The sequence below is a fragment of the Streptomyces sp. NPDC058198 genome, assembly GCF_042882605.1.
Taxonomy (GTDB): Bacteria; Actinomycetota; Actinomycetes; order Streptomycetales; family Streptomycetaceae; genus Streptomyces.
In genome coordinates, this window is the sequence record NZ_JBHVVP010000004.1 from 65,374 (window position 1) to 84,409 (window position 19,036).

General features: G+C 71.0%; 20 protein-coding genes and 1 tRNA gene. 14 read left to right on the forward strand and 7 right to left on the reverse strand.

Annotation, left to right across the window (positions count from 1 at the left end):
- The first annotated feature begins 77 nt into the window (after window positions 1-77).
- The 5 genes from ACFVWW_RS16390 (at window position 78) to ACFVWW_RS16410 (ending at window position 3,870) form a co-directional block, all read left to right on the forward strand.
- Entirely contained in the window at window positions 78-1,481 is a 1,404-nt protein-coding gene (locus ACFVWW_RS16390; protein WP_389679721.1) for an APC family permease, read from the forward strand.
- A gap of 132 nt (window positions 1,482-1,613) precedes the next feature.
- Entirely contained in the window at window positions 1,614-2,120 is a 507-nt protein-coding gene (locus ACFVWW_RS16395; RefSeq protein WP_386879436.1) for a hypothetical protein, read from the forward strand.
- Window positions 2,117-2,911 carry a transcriptional regulator gene (locus tag ACFVWW_RS16400; protein WP_386879437.1) on the forward strand — a complete coding sequence of 265 codons (795 nt, stop codon included), beginning with the start codon at window positions 2,117-2,119 and terminating at the stop codon, window positions 2,909-2,911. The genes ACFVWW_RS16395 and ACFVWW_RS16400 overlap by 4 nt, the downstream gene beginning before the upstream one ends.
- Before the next feature lie 37 nt (window positions 2,912-2,948).
- Window positions 2,949-3,383, forward strand: coding sequence for a roadblock/LC7 domain-containing protein (locus tag ACFVWW_RS16405; protein WP_384187394.1), 435 nt, complete (start codon window positions 2,949-2,951; stop codon window positions 3,381-3,383).
- 112 nt (window positions 3,384-3,495) lie between these two features.
- Window positions 3,496-3,870: a hypothetical protein gene (locus ACFVWW_RS16410; protein ID WP_384187392.1), complete on the forward strand. Its 375-nt coding sequence runs from the start codon at window positions 3,496-3,498 to the stop codon at window positions 3,868-3,870.
- Between the two features lie 48 nt (window positions 3,871-3,918).
- Here ACFVWW_RS16410 and ACFVWW_RS16415 read toward each other — a convergent pair whose 3' ends face one another.
- From ACFVWW_RS16415 to ACFVWW_RS16425, 3 genes are all read right to left on the reverse strand, one after another.
- Entirely contained in the window at window positions 3,919-4,482 is a 564-nt protein-coding gene (locus ACFVWW_RS16415) for a hypothetical protein (protein ID WP_384187391.1), read from the reverse strand.
- Window positions 4,483-4,580: 98 nt separating this feature from the next.
- Window positions 4,581-5,417, reverse strand: coding sequence for a MurR/RpiR family transcriptional regulator (locus ACFVWW_RS16420; protein ID WP_384187388.1), 837 nt, complete (start codon window positions 5,415-5,417; stop codon window positions 4,581-4,583).
- Window positions 5,414-6,979 carry an aromatic amino acid ammonia-lyase gene (locus ACFVWW_RS16425; RefSeq protein WP_386879441.1) on the reverse strand — a complete coding sequence of 522 codons (1,566 nt, stop codon included), beginning with the start codon at window positions 6,977-6,979 and terminating at the stop codon, window positions 5,414-5,416. Before ACFVWW_RS16425 ends, ACFVWW_RS16420 begins: the two co-directional genes overlap by 4 nt.
- 141 nt (window positions 6,980-7,120) lie before the next feature.
- On the opposite strand from ACFVWW_RS16425, the gene ACFVWW_RS16430 reads away from it, so the two are divergent.
- From ACFVWW_RS16430 to ACFVWW_RS16450, 5 genes are all read left to right on the forward strand, one after another.
- Window positions 7,121-8,251, forward strand: coding sequence for an ABC transporter ATP-binding protein (locus tag ACFVWW_RS16430; protein ID WP_384187385.1), 1,131 nt, complete (start codon window positions 7,121-7,123; stop codon window positions 8,249-8,251).
- Entirely contained in the window at window positions 8,248-8,916 is a 669-nt protein-coding gene (locus ACFVWW_RS16435; protein ID WP_384187383.1) for an ABC transporter permease, read from the forward strand. The genes ACFVWW_RS16430 and ACFVWW_RS16435 overlap by 4 nt, the downstream gene beginning before the upstream one ends.
- 6 nt (window positions 8,917-8,922) lie before the next feature.
- Complete coding sequence (locus ACFVWW_RS16440; protein ID WP_384336568.1) at window positions 8,923-9,585, forward strand: ABC transporter permease; 663 nt, start codon at window positions 8,923-8,925, stop codon at window positions 9,583-9,585.
- An 89-nt stretch (window positions 9,586-9,674) separates the two neighbouring features.
- Window positions 9,675-10,610, forward strand: coding sequence for an ABC transporter substrate-binding protein (locus tag ACFVWW_RS16445; RefSeq protein WP_386879438.1), 936 nt, complete (start codon window positions 9,675-9,677; stop codon window positions 10,608-10,610).
- 115 nt (window positions 10,611-10,725) lie between these two features.
- Window positions 10,726-11,142: a hypothetical protein gene (locus tag ACFVWW_RS16450; RefSeq protein WP_384187374.1), complete on the forward strand. Its 417-nt coding sequence runs from the start codon at window positions 10,726-10,728 to the stop codon at window positions 11,140-11,142.
- 323 nt (window positions 11,143-11,465) lie between these two features.
- On the opposite strand, the gene ACFVWW_RS16455 is transcribed toward ACFVWW_RS16450, so the two are convergent.
- A complete protein-coding gene (locus ACFVWW_RS16455) occupies window positions 11,466-12,860 on the reverse strand; it encodes a cystathionine beta-synthase (protein WP_384187371.1) in 1,395 nt (464 codons plus the stop codon).
- Window positions 12,861-13,007: 147 nt separating this feature from the next.
- Between ACFVWW_RS16455 and ACFVWW_RS16460 the strand changes: the two genes are divergently transcribed.
- The 3 genes from ACFVWW_RS16460 (at window position 13,008) to ACFVWW_RS16470 (ending at window position 16,675) form a co-directional block, all read left to right on the forward strand.
- The gene (locus tag ACFVWW_RS16460; RefSeq protein WP_384187473.1) at window positions 13,008-13,991 is read left to right on the forward strand and encodes an SGNH/GDSL hydrolase family protein; all 984 of its coding nucleotides are present in this window, start codon (window positions 13,008-13,010) and stop codon (window positions 13,989-13,991) included.
- Between the two features lie 228 nt (window positions 13,992-14,219).
- On the forward strand, window positions 14,220-15,440 hold the full coding sequence (locus ACFVWW_RS16465) for an acetyl-CoA C-acetyltransferase (protein WP_384336570.1): 1,221 nt from the start codon (window positions 14,220-14,222) through the stop codon (window positions 15,438-15,440).
- 305 nt (window positions 15,441-15,745) lie between these two features.
- The gene (locus ACFVWW_RS16470) at window positions 15,746-16,675 is read left to right on the forward strand and encodes a hypothetical protein (RefSeq protein WP_384187367.1); all 930 of its coding nucleotides are present in this window, start codon (window positions 15,746-15,748) and stop codon (window positions 16,673-16,675) included.
- On the opposite strand, the gene ACFVWW_RS16475 is transcribed toward ACFVWW_RS16470, so the two are convergent.
- Entirely contained in the window at window positions 16,659-16,979 is a 321-nt protein-coding gene (locus tag ACFVWW_RS16475) for a hypothetical protein (RefSeq protein ID WP_384187365.1), read from the reverse strand. The genes ACFVWW_RS16470 and ACFVWW_RS16475 overlap by 17 nt on opposite strands.
- Window positions 16,980-17,084: 105 nt before the next feature.
- On the opposite strand from ACFVWW_RS16475, the gene ACFVWW_RS16480 reads away from it, so the two are divergent.
- A complete protein-coding gene (locus tag ACFVWW_RS16480; RefSeq protein ID WP_384187363.1) occupies window positions 17,085-17,315 on the forward strand; it encodes a DUF4287 domain-containing protein in 231 nt (76 codons plus the stop codon).
- A 72-nt stretch (window positions 17,316-17,387) separates the two neighbouring features.
- Here ACFVWW_RS16480 and ACFVWW_RS16485 read toward each other — a convergent pair whose 3' ends face one another.
- The gene (locus ACFVWW_RS16485; RefSeq protein WP_384333656.1) at window positions 17,388-18,254 is read right to left on the reverse strand and encodes a Bax inhibitor-1/YccA family protein; all 867 of its coding nucleotides are present in this window, start codon (window positions 18,252-18,254) and stop codon (window positions 17,388-17,390) included.
- Window positions 18,255-18,909: 655 nt separating this feature from the next.
- A tRNA-Leu gene (locus ACFVWW_RS16490) sits at window positions 18,910-18,991 on the reverse strand.
- Between the last annotated feature and the right edge of the window lie 45 nt (window positions 18,992-19,036).

The window sequence follows — 19,036 nt, forward strand, 5'->3', positions numbered from 1 at the left end:
GCCCACTCCTTTCCCGCAGGCATCAGTCGCCCCGCACCGGGCAGAAGCCTCCCCACCTGATCCGGGGGAGGTTTCCCATGGCCGTATCCGATCCGTCCGGCGCCGTGGGCGCTGCCAGTACCGGCAGCGCCCACGGCAAGGGCAGCGCAGGAAAGAACGCCGAAGAACCGGGGCTCAAACGGGCCATCGGGCCCAAGCTGCTGATCCTCTTCGTCATCGGCGACATCCTGGGCACCGGCATCTACGCCACCACCGGCAAGGTCGCGGGCAAGGTGGGCGGCGCGCTCTGGCTGCCGTTCGTGATCGGTTTCGTCGTCGCGATCCTGACGGCGGCCTCGTACGTCGAGCTCGTCGGCAAGTACCCCAAGGCCGCCGGAGCCGCGCTCTACACCCAGAAGGCCTTCAAGGTCCCCTTCCTCACCTTCATCATCGCCTTCATGGTGATGTGCTCGGGCCTGTCGTCCGCGAGCGCCGCCGCCCGCGCGTTCAGCGGTGACTATCTGGCCGAGTTCACCCACGCCGTACCGCCCACCCTGGTCGCGATCCTCTTCGTCCTCGCGCTCGCCGCACTCAATCTGCGGGGCGTCTCGGAGTCCGTGAAGACCAATGTCGTCCTGACCATCGTGGAGCTGACCGGGCTGGCGATCATCCTCGCGATCGGCGGGTACGCCGTGCTCTCGGGCGACGGAGATGCCTCCCGGCTCACCGAGTTCGAGGCGAGCGGTACCGGATTCGCCCTGATCACCGGTGTGCTGGGGGCCACGGCGCTCAGCTTCTTCGCGTTCGTCGGCTTCGAGGACTCGGTCAATATGGCCGAGGAGACCCAGGATCCGGGCAGGACCTTCCCGCGCGCGATCTTCATCGGGGTGGCGGTCACCGGCACGATCTACGTACTGGTCGCGCTGGTGTCGTCGCTGCTCGTGGACTACCGCACCCTGGAGGGGTCCAGCGGGCCGCTGCTGGAGGTCGTGAAGGCCGGCGGACTCGACTTCCCGCCGAAGCTCTTCGCTCTGATCGCGCTGTTCGCGGTCACCAACTCCGCGCTGATCAACATCATGATGGCCTCGCGGCTCTGTTACGGCATGGCCAACGAACGCATCCTGCCCCGGGCCATGGGCCGGGTGCTGCCCAAGCGCCGTACGCCGGTCGTCGGCATCGTCTTCGTCTCGCTGCTCGCCGTCGGGCTGGTGTCGACCGGCGAGATCGAAGGGCTCGGGGACACGACCTCGTTCCTGCTGCTCTGTGTGTTCGCGGTGGTCAATATCGCCGTGCTCGTACTGCGCCGCGACCCGGTCGGCCATGACCACTTCCGGGCGCCGACGGTCCTGCCGGTACTCGGTGCGATCACGGCACTGGTCCTGGCCAGCCCGTTCGCGGACCGCGCCGCCGAGGTCTATGTCCGGGCCGGGGTGCTGGTGGCGATCGGCATCGGGCTGTGGGCGGTCAACAAGGCGGTGCTCAAGGTGCGCGGCGAGGAGTAGCGGCCCTGTCGGCGCCCGGCATGTTCCGATGGAAAATGCCAGAACTCCTCCCCATCGAACGAACGTTGCGTAATCTCACGGTCACTGCCGCACGACAGTGCGTCCGCACGCCCGGCTGTGAGGGGAGTCCGCGTGCCCGGAATCGACGCATGCTTACAGGAGGCCATGAGCCTGCCAGGAGCGCGCGGAGCGGCCATAGTCGACTGGACGAGCGGGCTCGCGCTCGGCACGGCGGGCGAGTCGCCCAACGGTGACCATGAGGCCACCGCGGCCGAGACGGCCGAACTGGCCAGGGCCGCGGCGGAGTACACGGCGTTCGCCCCGGACACACCCGCCCCGGACGCGCCCGGCGAGGAAGCCGCCGGCCAGGGCCCGCCGGATCACGCAGCGCCCGGCCACGCAGCGCCGGATCACGCAGCTCCCGGCCATGGAGCGCCCGGCCGGGATGCGGCCGACAAGAGACCGCCCGTCGAGGACCTCATCGTCACCACCCGCGTCGGCTATCACGTCCTCTGCTTCGTCGAGACGACGTTCGACAGCAGCGTCTTCCTCCATCTGTGGCTCGACCGCGACACCGGCAATCTCGCCCTGGCCCGGCTGCGGCTGCGGCAGCTCGCCGAACGGCTGGTGCTGGCATGACGACCAGGGCCACCACGAAGACCCCCCTGCCGTCCGCCGTCTCCCCGATGCTCGTCCGGCTGGCCGGCGAACGCGCCACCGGCGCCCTGCTGCGCGACCACGGCACGCTCTATCTCGCCGACGGCCGCGTCGTGCACGCGGAGAGCCCCGCCGCCCCCGGAATCGACGTCCTGCTGACGGCGAGCGGCCGGCTGCCGCGCGCGGGCTGGGAGGAGGCGGTCGACCGGGCGGGCACCCGCCGCGAGGTCGGCCGGTTCCTGGTCGACAGCGGCCGGCTCGGCGACGGCGAGCTGGAGATCTGCCATCTGGGCGCGCTGTTCGACGCCGCCTTCTTCGCTCTCGCCCCGGGCAGCGGACCCACCCGCTTCCGCTCCGGAGTCGCGCACTGGATCGGCCCCGTACGGCCCGTCGCCGCGGCCGCCGTCGAGCGCGAGACCGCGCGCCGACGCGAACTCCTCGACCAGGTCTGGCCGTACGCGGCCGTCGACACCGCGCCCGTGGTGGCCCGCAGGCCCGCGCCGGGACAGGCGGTGACCCGCCGCCAGCGCGCCCTGCTGGCGCTGGCCGACGGCGTGCGGACCCCGGTGGCCATCGCCTGGACACTCGGGCGGCCCGCGTTCCACACGCTGCTCGACATCCGGCGGCTGGCCGCGGCCGGACTGGTCGAGACACCCGACGAACCGGCGGCGGTCACCCCCGCCGCGGTTCCCTCCTGGGTCGCGACCGTCTCGGCCGACCCGGACATCGCCCTGTTACGCCGGCTCCGCGACGCTCTGGAGGCAAGTCTGTGACTTCTCGCTCCGTCCACCGGGCCCTCGCCGCGCCGTCATGAGGCGCGCTCTGCGGCAGCGCGCCGAGAGGAGACAGCTGATGACGGCGGAAGCCGATGTGCTCGGCGAACTCAGACGCCTGCGGGCCCGGCTCCCCCAGCTCACCGGGGCGCTGGCGGCCAGCACCGACGGTCTGGTGCTGGCGCAGGACACGGCCGGCGTGGAGGCGGAGGGGGTGGCCGCGCTGACCGCCGCCGCGCTGGGCGTCGCGCTGCGGCTGACGGACACCACCGGCCAGGGCGGTTTCAAGGAGCTGCTGATCCGGGGCGAGCTGGGCTATGTCGCGACGTACGCCGCGGGCTCCTCGGCCGTTCTGACCCTCCTGGCGGAGCCCCGGATCAATGTGGGCCGGCTCCACCTGGAGGCCCGCCGGTCCAGCGCCCGTATCGGCGAGCTGGTCGACGGCGCCCTCGACCGGCTGGAGAACACCTGATCCCCGGCTCCCCCGACACCCGCGAACACCCGCGAACACCCATGACACCCCGAACGACCCGGGCGTCCGGAACTCCCCGGACCCCGTCAGACGGAAAGGAAGTGCGACATCCATGGCCAAGACCGAAGCCGCCCTCAAGGAAGCCACGACCGTCATCGAAGGCGCCCTGGGGGCCGCCCTCGTGGACTACTCCAGCGGCATGGCCCTCGGCACCGTCGGCGGCGGCAAGGATCTCGATCTGACGGTCGCGGCGGCCGGCAACACCGATGTGGTCCGGGCCAAGGTCCGCGCCATGGAGCTGCTCGGTCTCCAGGACGAGATCGAGGACATCCTGATCACGCTGGGCAGCCAGTACCACCTGATCCGGCTGCTCAAGGGGCGGGGCAACAACGGCCTGTTCCTCTACCTGGCGCTGGACAAGTCCCGCGCCAATCTGGCGATGGCCCGCCATCAGCTCGGGAAGATAGAAGCCGAACTGGAGGTCTGAGCGCCCCCTTGGGCCCTGTCCGGCGGACAGGCCCCAGGCAGGATCGCCTCAGCGGCGCCGTGCCCCGCCGGGCACGGCGTCACCGGCCCCGGTGCCCGTGGTCCGGTAGCCCTTCACCTTCTTGCCGACGGGCTGCCCGGACCCGGCCCAGTCCGTACGTACCCACAGCAGCGCCTCGTCCCGGCGCTCACGCCGCCCCAGCCAGGCCGCCTTGAGCCACAGCCCGGCGCCCGCGCCCGCCAGGGCGAGGCCACCGGCGGCAGGCAGCGCGAGGGAACTTCCCACGGCGACGAGGAAGGCGAGCAGCAGCCACCAGCGGTGCGCCCGCCGCCAGTTCCGCAGCGTCACGGCGCGGTCCTGGAGGTAGTCGAACTTCCCGGCTCGTGAGGCGCGTTCCGCCCACTCCGTATATCCACGCCGGCGTACGAGCGCGACGGCCGCGGCGCACCCGACGAAGAGCGCCGCGCCTACGTAGACACCGATCCTGCGCCCGGTCAGGCCGGGGAGGACGACCCCGATACCGGCGGCTAGCACCCCGAGCCACCACAGCGGAACCGCGCCGGCCCGCACGATCACGGCCACCCGCGCCAGAGACTGCCCACCACGCCCCACGATCTGCCTCCTCATGCCTGTGTGCGGCATTCCACCTGTGTGGCGGGCAGATTAATGACGTTCTCTGAGCATTTCCTGAGAACGGCGGAACCCGGCGGCTACTCGACAAAAAGCCCGCGCGCCGCGGCCCGCGCGTCGAACTCCTCCAGCCTCGCCTGGGCGTCCGGAAGGTCGTCGCACATCGCCTCCAGCAGCACCCGGCCCAGCAGCATCGGCGCGCAGGCCGTGTCGAAGGCGAGGCCGGTGCCGACGGCCGCCGGGATCAGCAGGTCGCTGTGTTTGGCGACCGGCGCGAAGGCGGAGTCGGCGACCGTCACCACCGTCAGCCCGGCCGCGCGCGCGTACGCGAGGTTGTCCACGACCTCCTTCGGATGGCGCGGCAGCGCGAAGCAGAGCAGCGCGCTCGCGCCCGCGGTGCGCGCCGCGTCGATCCGGTCGGGGAGCATCGTGCCGCCCTCGTCCAGCAGCCGTACGTCCGGATGGACCTTGGCCGCGAAGTAGGCGAAGCCGCGCGCCTGCGAGGAGGCGGCGCGCAGGCCGAGCACCGGCAGCGGACGGGACGCGGCGAGCAGCCGTCCCGCCCGCTCGACCGGTCCGGGGTCGGCGAGCAGCTCGGCCAGATGCCGCAGGTTCTCGATCTCGCCCTGGACGGCCTGCTGGTACTCGTTGTACGCGGACGCGCCCTCGTCGGGCTCGGCCGGCGCGACCTCCCGCAGATGCCTGCGCAGCGCCGGATAGCCGTCGAAGCCGAGCGCGACCGCGAAGCGGGTCACGGACGGCTGGCTGACCCCGGCCAGCTCCGCCAGCTCGACGCTCGACAGGAACGGCGCGTCCGCCGGCCTGCGCACCATGCTGTGCGCGATGCGCCGCTGGGTGGGGGTCAGCCGGTGGCCCTCGAAGAGCTGTTGCAGTCGGGCGGCAGGGCTGTCGCTCATGCGATCCCCCTCGTCAAGTCGTTCGTCGGGCCGATGGTCTGACCGGCCGTCAGCTCGCTCGTCAGGTCGGTGAACCGGTCGAGCAGCGCGGCGGCCGCCGTCACATCATCGGTCAATGGCCGGTCGGTGACCGCCTCGTCGAGTACGGTCTCGGCCAGTTCGAAGGCGCGGCCGACCGGGAGACCGGGCTCGGGCCGCAGTCCGCGCTGGCGAAGGGCCCGTACGGCGGCGACCAGTTCACAGCCCACGACCAGGCGGTACGCGCTCCCCGCGCGCAGCGTCTGGCGTGCGGCCAGCGAGGCGAAGCTGGCCTGCTCCTCCACGCCACGGGACAGTACCGCGTGGCCCAGCGAGGCGGGCGCGGAGAAGGCCCGCAGATCGCCGAGGGCGGCCCCGGCCGCGTACTCCAGGATCATCACGCCGGAGCTCGCGGCCTCGGCGTCGGCGAGGAAGGGCCGCAGCCGGGTGAAGGCGGGCTCGTTCAGGGCGGAGAGCCGGGAGCTGGACAGCCGCGCGGTCTGCACGAGGGAGAGCCTGAAGTGGTCGAGCGCCAGCGCGATCTGGGCCAGGTAGAAGCCGCCGTGGTGGTAGGCGGCGGGGATCGGTTCCGCCTCCGTACCCGGGCAGATCAGCGGGTTCTCGGCGGCGGCGTTGATCTCGACGGCGAGGGCGTTCTCCAGCGCGTCGGCGGCGTCGCGCGCCGGGCCGTGGATCTGCGGGACGCAGCGGAAGCCGTACGGGTCCTGGATGCGGCCGAGCGGTGGTCCCGGCCGTTCGGGGGCGCCGAGGATCCGCCGCATGCGGGCGGCGACGGCGTACGAGCCGGGGTGCGGGCGGGCGGCGTGGACGGGCTCCGCGTACGCCTCGTACGAGCCGTCGACGGCCAGCAGGGAGAGCGCGGCGACCAGTTCGGTGGCGGCGACGAGCCCGCGCAGCTCGTACAGGGCGAGCGCGGACTGTCCCAGGGTCAGGGCGTTGCTGCTGATCAGGGCGAGCGCGTCGTTGTTGTCGAGCAGCTGCGGCGCGGGAGCCCCGCCGCCCTGCCAGGGGTGTTCGCCGGCGAGGGCGAGGCCCATCTGCGCGAGGGCCGCGATGTCGCCCGTACCGACCGAGCCGAATTCGTTGACGACGGGGTACGCGCCGGACTCCAGCGCCTCGCAGAGGGCGGTGACGACGGTCGGCCGCAGTCCCGCGCCGCCGGCGAGCAGCTGGTTGGCGCGGACGGCGAGCATGGCGCGGACCTCGCGGGCCGGCAGGGGTTCGCCGATGGCCCCGGCGTGGCTGCGCAGCAGACGCAGGCCGTGGTCGGCGGCGGCCTCGGTGGGCACGGCCTCGGTGCGGTTGGCGCCGACGCCGGTGGAGCGCCCGTAGACCCGGCCCGAGGCGGCCAGCTCGCGCGCGACGTGCCAGGTCCGCTCGACGCGCTTCATCGCCTCGGTCCCGGGTACGGGACGTGCGGCGCCGTCGGCCAGCCGTACGACATCGGCGACCGGGAGGCTCTGTCCGTCCAGAACGACGATGGCCGGGCTCGCATACGGCGAGTCCACCATGTGGGACGACATCATGCGTAAACGCCTCCTTATCGGACGCTCCGTCTTGCCCTGCGGCCATCCGTAACCAGCGATTTACCTCGGGGCATTGACAATCTATTCAGCCACCAAGAACTCTGCATGACTATATGCAAGCCGGGCAAGGGACGACTGATGATCAAATTTGACGCGGTGAACAAACGCTTCCCCAACGGCACCACGGCGGTTCACGACCTCACCCTGGAGATGCCGGAGGGCGGTATCACCGTCCTGGTCGGGTCGTCCGGATGCGGTAAGACCACCACCCTCCGCATGATCAACCGGATGGTCGAGCCGACCTCGGGCACCATCCGGCTGGGCGGCAAGAACGTGCTGGAGCAGGACGCGGCCCAGCTGCGGCGCGGCATCGGCTACGTGATCCAGCAGTCCGGCCTCTTTCCGCACCGCACGGTCCTCGACAACATCGCGACCGTTCCGCTGCTGCTGGGCTGGGGCCGCAGGAAGGCCCGCGCGCGAGCGGCGGAGCTGCTGGAGACGGTGGGGCTGACGGCCGAGTCGGGCAAGCGCTACCCGCACCAGCTGTCCGGCGGGCAGCAGCAGCGCGTCGGCGTGGCCAGAGCGCTCGCCGCCGATCCGCCGGTGCTGCTGATGGACGAGCCGTTCGGCGCGGTCGACCCGGTCGTGCGGACCCAGCTCCAGGACGAGCTGCTGCGGCTCCAGCAGGAGTTGAACAAGACCATCGCCTTCGTCACCCACGACATCGACGAGGCCGTACGGCTCGGCGACCGGATCGCCGTCTTCCGCACGGGCGGCCATCTGGTGCAGTGCGCGGCGCCCGCCGAGCTGCTGGCCCGCCCGGCCGACGACTTCGTCGCGGACTTCCTCGGCGCGGAGCGCGAGCTGAAGCTGCTCTCGCTGACGACACTCGCGGATGTGCCGCAGCAGCGCGCCACGACCGTACGGGCTGACGAGCCGGTCCCCCGCACGGGCACAGGACCGCATCTGGTGACATCGGCCCGGGATGAGCCCCTCGGCTGGCTCGACCCCGACTCCGCGAGCGGCGCCGGCCGGTCGGGCGACGCCCCGCTGCTGCCGGTACGCCCCTTGCGCGACACGGACTCCCTGCTCGCGGCGCTGAACGAGTCGATCGCCTCCCCGACGGGTCTGGTGGCCCGCGTCGACGCCGACGGCGTCCTGACGGGCGTCACCTCACGCGAGACGATCCACGAGCACGCGGGCCGCCGCCACCACGAGGCCGCGCGGCCGGCCGTGGGTCTGTCGAAGGCCGGGAGCGGGACCGTATGACCATCGAGTGGGCGTGGATATCCGACCACGCGGGCGATCTCACCACCCTCACCCTCTCCCACCTCCAGGCCGCCCTGACCGCCGTGCTCCTCGGGCTGCTGATCTCCCTGCCGCTGGCCGTCGTCGCGCACCGGGTCCGCCCGCTGCGCGGCTTCCTCCTCGGGCTCTCCAACGTCCTGTTCACGATCCCGTCCATCGCGGTCTTCGTCCTGCTGCTCCCCGTCTCGGGGCTGACCAGGACCACCACCGTCATCGGGCTGACGATCTACACGCTCGTCGTCCTGCTGCGGAACACCGTCGAAGGACTCGACTCCGTGCCGGCCAGGGCCCGTGAGGCGGCCGTGGCCATGGGCACGCGCCCGCTGCGCACGCTCCTCACCGTCGAGCTGCCCCTCGCGCTGCCCGTGATCATGGCGGGCGTACGGATCGCCACCGTCATGTCGATCTCGCTCGTCAGCGTCGCCACGTACATCGGTGACGGCGGCCTCGGCCAGCTCTTCACCGACGGCTTCCAGCGCAACTTCCCCACCCCGGTGATGGCCGGCGTCGTGCTGACCCTGCTGCTCGCGCTGGTCGCGGACGCGCTGCTGGTGGCCGTGCAGTACGTCCTCACCCCCTGGACCAGGCAGCACGGCCGGCAACCGGCACCGCGTGGGAGGGCCTGACTCGACATGTACGAACTCTTCAAGAACCTCGGCTCCTGGCTGGTGTCCGGCGAGCAGTGGACGGGGCCGGACGGCATCGGCCACCGGCTCGCCGAGCACCTCCAGTACTCACTGCTCGCGACCCTGATCGCCGCCGTGCTCGCGCTGCCCCTCGGGCTGCTCATCGGGCACACCGGCCGGGGCGCGTTCCTCGCCATCAACCTCGCCTCGTTCGGCCGGGCCCTGCCCACCGTCGGCCTCGTCGTGCTGGTCTTCCTGGCGAGCGGGCTGTCCATGACGCCGGTGTACGTCGCGCTGGTCGCCCTCGCCGTCCCGTCCATCGTGACCAATACGTACGCCGGGATGACCGCCGTCGACCCGGAGGTGAAGGACGCGGCGCGCGGCCAGGGCATGCGCGGCCGTCAGGTGCTGCTCCAGGTCGAGATACCGCTCGCGCTGCCGCTGATCATGACCGGGCTGCGGCTCGCGCTGATCCAGGTGGTGGCGACGGCGACCATCGCCGCGTACGTCAGCTTCGGCGGGCTCGGACGGTACGTCTTCGACGGCCTGGCCCAGCGCGATCTCGTCCAGGTACTGGGCGGGGCGGTGCTGGTCGCGGCCGTCGCCGTCGTCCTCGATCTGGCGCTGTCCGCGATCCAGCGCGTCCTCTTCCGCCACCGCACCGCCTGACCGCCCGACCGCCCGAGGAGAACACTCCGATGACGCCTCAGATGACCCCTCAGACGATCCCTGCCAAGAACTCACGGATGAACTCACGCATGAACCGCAGGACCCTGCTCGGCGGCCTGTTCGCCGCGGCCTCCGTACCCGCACTCGCCGCGTGCAGCAGCGGTATCACCTCCCTCGACAGCCAGGGCGGCGGCGGTGGAGGAGGCGGCTCCAGCGCGGGCGGCATCACCATCGGCACCGCCAACTTCACCGAGAACCAGATCCTCGGCTTCCTCTACGCGGCCGTGCTCGGAGCCGTCGGCGTGAAGACGACCGTCCGCCCCAACCTGGGCACCCGCGAGATCCTCATCCCCGCGCTCAAGGGCGGCGACATCGATCTGCTCCCCGAGTACCAGGGCGCACTGCTCCACTACCTCTCCCCGAAGGCGACCGCCACCGAGGAGGGCGAGATGCAGAACGCCCTCGCCGTCGCGCTCCCCCCGGGCCTGCAGGTCCTCCCGTACGGCAGGGCCGAGGACTCCGACGCGTTCGCCGTCACCCGTGAGACCTCCGAGAAGTACGGCCTCAGGACACTCGCCGATCTGGCGAAGCAGAACGGCAGGCTGGTCATCGGCGCCGCGCCCGAGGTGAAGAAGCGGGTCGTGGGCGTCATCGGGCTCAAGGACGTGTACGGCGTGGAGTTCAAGGAGTTCAAGTCGCTGGACTCCTCGGGGCCACTGGTGAAGGGCGCGCTGAAGAAGGGCGATGTGGATGTCGCCAACCTCTTCACCACGGACACGGACATCGCCGCCGAGGGCTGGGTCGTCCTCACCGACCCCAAGAACCTCGTCCCCGGCCAGCACATCGTCCCCCTGATAGCCGACCGCAAGGCCGACTCCACCGTGCGCAGGGCGCTGGCCCGGCTGGGCAACGCGCTGACGACGGAGGACCTGACCGAGCTGAACCGCCAGGTCGACAAGGACAAGAAGGACCCGGAGGACGTCGCGGACGCCTGGGCCGCCGACCACGGCCTGACGAAGAAGTAGCGGGCCGGGTGTGCCTCGGGGCCCGGGCTCCCCCCGGCGCCCTGAGGCGTACCGCAGGTGAAGACGGGGGCTAGCCCCAATGCCCGGGCCGGCCCGGCTTCGTACCGTATGGGTCATGGAAGCCCGTGACCCTGAGCTCAAGAAGGAGCTCGACGCCACCCTTCAGGCCCGCAGCGAACTGGGGGCGGAGTACGAGTCCGCGCTCATCGAATCCTTCCTGGAGAAGGTCGAACAGCGTCTGGACGGCACGATCGACCGCCGTGTCCGGCGCCGGCTCGCCGAGCAGCAGATCTCCGTCGCCCGTGGCAGCCGCTCGCCGGGCCCCGCCGAGGGGTTCGGCGAGCGCTTCGGGTTCGGCGTCATCTCGCTGATCCTCGCCATCCCGCTGTCCGCCATCGCCGCGGTCCAGACAGGCTTCAAGGGCCTGTTCGTCTGCTGGCTGGGCATTGTCGCCGTCAACACGGTGCACGCCGCGCGCGGCTGGCCCTGGATGTCACGGAAGAACCGCGAGTCGTCCGACTGGGAGGACTGACCGAACGGGTGGTCGCGCTGAACGGATGGTCGCGCGGAACGGGTGGTCGCGCGGAACGAGTAGTCGCGCTGAAACGAGTAGTCGCGGGGACCGCCGCACCCCCGTTACCGGGGGGCGGGACGACGGCGGTCCCCGCGAGGGACACGGTCCGGGTCAGGGCCGGCTTACGTGTCCTGGCGTCCATGGAGGTCCGGGAGCCGCTCCGGAGGTCCGTGACGCCGACAACCACCAATGTGCCGTACGCGTGTTAAGCGGGTGCTGCGCGGACGTGTCGCGCTCGTACCACTTTCACGAATCCGCGTCTCCGGTGGCTGCCGAGGACGCTACTTCGCGTCCTTGGAGAGGTACGCCAGCAGATCCTGCCTGCTCACGACCCCTGTCGGCTTGCCCTCCACCAGCACGATCGCCGCGTCGGCGCCGTTGGAACCGCTCAGCGCCGCCATCAGATCGGCCACCGGTTCGCCCGAGCCGACCTGCGGCAGCGGGGAGGACATGTGCTTCTCCAGCGGGTCGCCGAGCGAGGCGCGCTGGGTGAAGAGCGCGTCCAGCAGCTCCCGCTCCACGACCGAGCCGATGACCTCCGCGGCCATGACGTCCGGGTGTCCCGCGCCCGGCTTCACGATCGGCATCTGCGAGACGCCGTACTCCCGCAGGACCTCGATGGCCTCGCCGACCGTCTCCTCCGGGTGCATGTGCACGAGGGTCGGGATGGGCCCCTCCTTGTGCCGCAGGACATCGCCGACGCTCGCCGAGTCGCCGCCGTGGTCGAGGAAGCCGTAGTCGTTCATCCACTCGTCGTTGAAGATCTTGCTGAGGTAGCCACGGCCGCTGTCCGGCAGCAGGACGACCACGACATCGTCCGGGCCGAGCCCCTCGGCGACCTTCAGCGCGGCCACGACCGCCATGCCGCAGGAGCCGCCGACGAGCAGGCCCTCCTCCTTGGCGAGGCGCCGGGTCATCTGGAAGGAGTCCTTGTCGGACACGGCGACGATCTCGTCCGTCACCGTACGGTCGTACGCGGTCGGCCAGAAATCCTCACCGACGCCCTCGACCAGGTAGGGCCGCCCGGAACCGCCGGAGTAGACGGACCCCTCGGGGTCGGCGCCCACGATCCGTACGCGCCCCTCGCTGGCCTCCTTGAGATAGCGGCCGGTGCCCGTGATGGTGCCGCCGGTGCCGACGCCCGCGACGAAATGGGTGATTTTCCCGTCCGTCTGATCCCACAGTTCGGGACCGGTCGTCTCGTAGTGCGAGCGGGGGTTGTTCGGGTTGCTGTACTGGTCCGGCTTCCAGGCGCCCGGCGTCTCACGCACCAGCCGGTCGGAGACGTTGTAGTACGAGTCGGGGTGCTCGGGGTCGACCGCCGTCGGGCAGACGACGACCTCGGCGCCGTACGCCCGCAGCACATTGATCTTGTCCGTGGAGACCTTGTCAGGGCACACGAAAACGCACTTGTAGCCCTTCTGCTGGGCCACGATGGCGAGACCGACGCCGGTGTTGCCGCTCGTCGGTTCGACGATCGTGCCACCGGGCTCGAGCTCACCGCTCTGCTCAGCCGCCTCGATCATGCGCAGGGCGATCCGGTCCTTCACCGAACCGCCGGGGTTGAAGTATTCGACCTTGGCCAGGACTGTCGCCTGAATGCCTGCGGTCACGCTGTTCAGCTTCAGCAGCGGGGTATTGCCAACCAGACTGATCATCGAGTCGTGGAATTGCACCGTAGTCTCCGGGGTCTCCGTGATGGTCCGGCCAGCGTATGCGTACGCGCGCGAGATTGGGCGACAGTCCCTACGGGGCAGTTAGCTGAGGTACGTACTCGTGCGTACGGCGAGGAGGAGGTGGCTCGGACTGTGTCAAGGGCGAGAGTGGCGCGGCGCATCGCCGCCGGCGCGGCCTACGGCGGCGGGAGCATCGGCCTGCTCGGAGCGGCGGGCATCGGGGTGCTGCTGGCGGAGGTGCAGCTGGCGAAGCGGTCGGTGGGCGGCGGGGTGGCGCCCCTGCCGCCCAGCGGGGACGGCTGGTACGGACTCGCCTTCGGGCACACCGCACCCCTGCGGATGGGGATGCTCGGTGACTCCACGGCGGCCGGCCAGGGCGTACGCCGGGCCGGGCAGACACCGGGGGCGCTGCTCGCCTCGGGGCTCGCGGCGGTCGCGGAGCGGCCCGTGGACCTGTGGAACGTGGCCCTGCCGGGGGCCAGGTCGGACGATCTGGACCGCCAGGTGACGCTGCTGCTGTCGGACACGGCCCGTGTCCCCGACGTCTGCGTGATCATGATCGGCGCGAACGACGTCACGCACCGGATGCCGGCGACGCGCTCCGTGCGCTATCTCTCCGCGGCGGTACGGCGGCTGCGCACGGCGGGGACGGAGGTGGTGGTCGGCACGTGCCCGGATCTGGGCACGATCGAGCCGGTCTACCAGCCGCTGCGCTGGCTGGCCCGCCGGGTGAGCCGCCAGCTGGCGGCGGCCCAGACGATCGTGGCGGTCGAGCAGGGCGGCCGTACGGTCTCGCTGGGTGATCTGCTCGGCCCAGAGTTCGCCGCGAATCCGCGGGAATTGTTCGGTCCCGACAATTACCACCCCTCGGCGGAGGGCTACGCGACCGCGGCGATGGCGCTCCTGCCGACGCTGTGCGCGGTGCTCGGCCTGTGGCCGGAGACGGATCACCTGGACGCGTCGCGCGACGAGGGCATGCTCCCCGTGGCGAAGGCGGCCTCGGCGGCGGCGGCCCAGGCGGGCACCGAAGTCACCGGAGTCCGCGCGCCGTGGGCGCTCCTGAAACACCGCAGGCGCCGTCACCTCCCCACCGCGGAGGAGGCGACCCCGACGGAGGCCCACCGGATCTGATCCGGCGCGCGCGGCACACCGGACGGGCAGCGCGGCACACTGGACGGGCTGGTGGAAGCGGAATCAGACTCTCCGACCCGCTTCTGCCCGCCCCGCACCCCTCCGACCGGGTGCGCGACTGAGCAAGCGCTTAGAAAAGAGGCCCGCATCACACGTCCGGCCCGGTGACCCGCGCACTACGTACGGGTAACTTCCCAGGAAGCCTGCCTTCTCTCCTCTGGAGCCGTGATGCCCGAAGCCGTGATCGTCTCTGCCGCCCGCTCCCCCATCGGCCGGGCCTTCAAGGGCTCGCTCAAGGAACTGCGGCCCGACGATCTGACCGCCACGATCATTCAGGCCGCGCTCGCGAAGATCCCCGAGCTCGACCCCCGCGACATCGACGACCTGATGCTGGGCTGCGGGCTGCCCGGCGGCGAGCAGGGACACAACCTCGGCCGGATCGTCGCCGTCCAGATGGGGATGGACCACCTCCCCGGCTGCACCATCACCCGGTACTGCTCCTCCTCCCTCCAGACCTCCCGGATGGCGCTGCACGCCATCAAGGCGGGCGAGGGCGATGTCTTCATCTCCGCCGGTGTCGAGATGGTGTCGCGGCAGGTCAACGGCTCCTCGGACGGCATGCCCGGCACCCACAACCCGCTCTTCGCCGACGCCGAGGCCCGTACCGCCGCCGTCGCGCAGAGCGAGGGCGCGCAGTGGCACGACCCGCGTCAGGACGGCCTGGTCCCTGACGCGTACATCGCGATGGGGCAGACCGCCGAGAACCTGGCCCGCCTCAAGGGCGTGACCCGCCAGGACATGGACGAGTTCGGCGTACGGTCACAGAACCTCGCCGAGGAAGCCATCAAGAACGGCTTCTGGGAGCGCGAGATCACGCCCGTGACCACCCCGGACGGCACGGTCGTCGGGAAGGACGACGGCCCGCGCGCGGGCGTCACCATGGAGGGCGTCCAGGGCCTCAAGCCCGTCTTCCGCCCCGACGGCCTGATCACGGCCGGCAACTGCTGTCCGCTCAACGACGGCGCGGCCGCGCTCGTGATCATGTCCGACACCAAGGCGCGCGAGCTGGGCCTGACCCCGCTGGCCCGGATCGTCTCCACCGGCGTCACCGGCCTGTCGCCGGAGATCATGGGGTACGGACCGGTCGAGGCGTCCCGGCAGGCGCTCTCCCGCGCCGGGCTGACCATCGACGACATCGACCTCGTCGAAATCAATGAGGCCTTCGCCGCCCAGGTCATCCCGTCCTACCGGGACCTGGGCATCCCGCTGGAGAAGCTGAATGTGAACGGTGGCGCCATCGCCGTCGGCCACCCCTTCGGCATGACCGGCGCCCGGATCACCGGCACCCTGATCAACAGCCTCCAGTTCCACGACAAGCAGTTCGGCCTGGAGACCATGTGCGTCGGCGGCGGCCAGGGCATGGCCATGGTCATCGAGCGGCTGAGCTGACCCGGACCGAACCGGGCCGCATCCGGCCCGGTTCGGTCCGAAATATGACGGAGGGTAGTCGGGCGAGCCGGAAAGACGCTCATCAACCCCACCGAGCCCCAGTCGTGACTGAATCTCCCCCAGGATGTGACCTAACCCTGGGGGAGATTCGTTTGCCCAGGTCAGAGATGCATTCAGACTAAACCTAAGGCCCAAAGACCTGTCCAATTCGTGACGTAATGCACTGACAGCGGGCATCCGCCCCCTACAAGCTGAGGTAGGAAGTCGGGGGTATCGATCGGAATCGGGAGTAGTCAGTGAGCGCCATGTCTCTTGCCTTGCTGCTGACCACAGCTGCCGCCACGGCGGTGGGCGTCGCCGCCCTGCACGCCGCTCATGGGCTGCGCAGGCAGGTCACCGCGCTGCGCAGTGAACTGGCCGCGGCGAACCCGAGCGGCCTCGTCGCCACTGTTCCGCAGGCCAGAAGCGCCAACCACACCGACGACATACGCACCGCCGTCGCCGAGGCGCTCGCCGAGGAACGCGAGCGCGAGCTCGCCGAGGCGCGCGCCTTCTGGGCGGCGCAGGAGGCCCGGGACGCCACCGACGCCCCGTCCCTGCTGGGCGGGCTGGCCGGCCTCGGCTCCGAGGACGGCCCGTTCTACGTGCCCCGCCAGACGGACTTCGCCGGGCTGGAGGCGCTGGATCTCGACGCCGCCGAGGGGCTCGACGACTTCTCCGACTACCCGGACCTCACCGAGGTCGGCGGGGTCGGTGAGTTCGCCGAGGACTCACCCGAGCTGGCCGCCGCCCGCCGCAGGCACCCCTCGCACCCCGATTTCGTGCCCGTACAGACACCCGTTGTCAACGACCATGAGCGTACCGTAGCGCGGCTCGACGAGCTCGCCGAGACCCGTACGGCGCTCGCCGACGTCCGTCCGGGGCCGCTGGGCACGCTCGATGTGTACGTCTTCGCCGACGGCACGACGCTCTGCATGACCCCGGGCCACCGCGAGACCGCCGAGCGGCTCGCCGAGGCACTGCGCGAGGGCCACGCCCCGTTCCTGCTGGGCGGCTCCGGTGTCTCCGGCGCGTACGCCCTGACGTTCTCGTGCGGCGGCGGCAGGAACGGCGACGACGCCGATGCCGGTGCAGATGCCGATGCCGATGCCGCTCCGGGGCCCGATGCCGGTGCCGGCGCCGAGGGTGCGGAGCACATCTACATTCTCGCGGACCGCGTCATAGCGTCGCTGTAGTCACGACCCGCTCGACCGACCTCACGGCCTCGTCCAGCTCGACCGCGGACGGGGCCGCTCGCAGCGCCTCGGCCAAGTCCGCCGCCGCGACCGTGAGTTGGTCCGCGACCACGAAGACACCCGCGTCCGGCATGATCCGCGGTTCCGCACCGGGGTCGTCGAGCCGCTGGGCCCGTACGGACAGCTCCCTGGCGAGCGCGAGCGCCTGCGCGGCGGCGCCCCGCTGCAGCCGGCTCTGCGGGGCCGACCGCAGCCGGTCGGCGAATCGGTCCACGGCGGCCGTCAGCGGCGTTGTATCGAGCACGCGGGCGACCCTACGCCTGTCCGGGCCCGGCACTGTTGCCAACAGGCCCACGCTCAGGCACGGTGGCGTGAAGGACCAGTACGCGCACAGCGTCCGGAGGCGCCGATGTCACTTGTCTTCTCCGAAGAGACCCATCGCAATCTGCTCTCCCGTATCCCGCAATGCACCGGTCGTGAGGTCTCCGACTGGCTCCGCACCGTCGAGGACGGCCCCGCTCTCTTCCGTTTCGAGGAGAAGGTCAGCTGGCTGCGGGGCGAATACGGACTCGCGTACGGACACGCGAAAGCGCTCGTCCACGAGTACGACCTGAGGCGGGCGGCCCGCCGCCTGCTCTAGGTCTTCTGTCCAGTTCAAGCGGAAGGGGTCCGCGGGCATCAGCCCGCGGACCCCTTCGCACTGCGTGAGGCGTCAGTCGTTGCCCTGCAGGATGGAGAGCAGACGCAGCATCTCCAGGTAGATCCACACCAGGGTCAGCGTGAGGCCGAAGGCCGCGAGCCAGGACTCCTCGCGCGGAGCGCCGTACGCGACGCCGTCCTCGACCTGCTTGAAGTCGAGCGCCAGGAAGCACGCGCCGAGGATGATCCCGACGATGCCGAAGATGATGCCGAGGGCGCCGCTGCGGAAGCCGAGGCCGTCACCGCCGCCGAAGACGCTGAAGAGCATGTTGGCGACCATCAGGAACACGAAGCCCATGGCCGCGGCCATCACGAAGCCGTAGAAGCGGCGGGTGACGCGGATCCAGCGCATCTTGTAGGCGAAGAGCACACCGGCGAAGACCGCCATCGTGCCCAGCACCGCCTGCATCACCACACCCGGCGCGATGTAGGTGCTGACCGCGCTGCTGATCACGCCGAGGAAGACGCCCTCGAAGGCGGCGTACGCCAGGATCAGCGCCGGGGTCGGCTTGCGCTTGAAGGACTGGATCAGAGAGAGGACCAGCGCCACCAGCGCGGCGCCGATCGCGATGCCGTACGACTTGCCGAGGTTGGCCTCGTCCACCGGCAGCAGGACCCACGAGAGGACCGCGGTGAGCACGACCGTGCCCAGCGTCATGCCGGTACGGGTCACGACGTCGTCGATCGTCATGACGTCGGTACGCGCGGGCGCCTGCGGGCCCGCTCCGTACTGGGTGCCCTGCTGCGGCGCGTAGGGGTTGGTCGCGTACGGGTTGGTTCCAACAGCGGGGCCCCCGGCCTGCGGCGCCGCGTTGAAGCCCGCGTGGCCGTTGTCGCGGCTGAAGCCCCGTCGCGAGAAGACCGGGTTACTGCTCCTCATCTCACTCCTCCATGGCCACCCTGCGCGGCCTTGCGTCAAGAGTAATGGCCGGGCAAAGCGAACACTCTAGTGCTCGGGGAGGATCTTTCCAGGATCGTGACGTCACCAGTGTGCCGCACATCACACCCCCGCCCCCGAACCCCGCTCCGCCAGGGCCCCTTGCCACCACGTGCCCGCCCCCGCCTCTCCCAACCCCCCGTACGGCCGGTCGAGTGACCCCGGTACGGGCCGAGCCATCCCGCGCCCCACAGACACCACCGAGCAGACCACACGCGGCCCACCACCCAAGAGGCAGCGGTTCCGCCACGTTCGGGATGGGCTCGGAGCGGACCGGGCCGCCCGTCAGCCGCTCCAACTCGACGCGCTGCGGCTCCAGCCAACGCCCCGCTGGAGGCGTCAACCCGAGCCGTACATCCCACCCTCGGCTCTGGACGGCCTCCATCACCTGCGCCACGTCGAACGCAGGCGGCGCCGCACTGCTGTACGGACGCACGTCCGCCGGCTGACGCTTCGTCATCGGGGGTTTCCGACTGGCGGGCACCGTCGCGGTTACGCTGTCGCGACGGTGCCGGTGTGCCCGTGGTGCTCCCGCAGGGGATGTCGGGCCGGCCGAGGAGCCGCCATTCGACCAGGTCAGTCCTGGTGCGCTGCGTTGTGCCCGGAGCCGGACTTGAACCGGCACGCCCGCGAGGGCAGCGAGGTTTAAGCTCGCCGTGTCTGCATTCCACCATCCGGGCAGGGCGCGCGGCTCCGCGTTGGCACAGGAGCCTATCGGGGCGCGC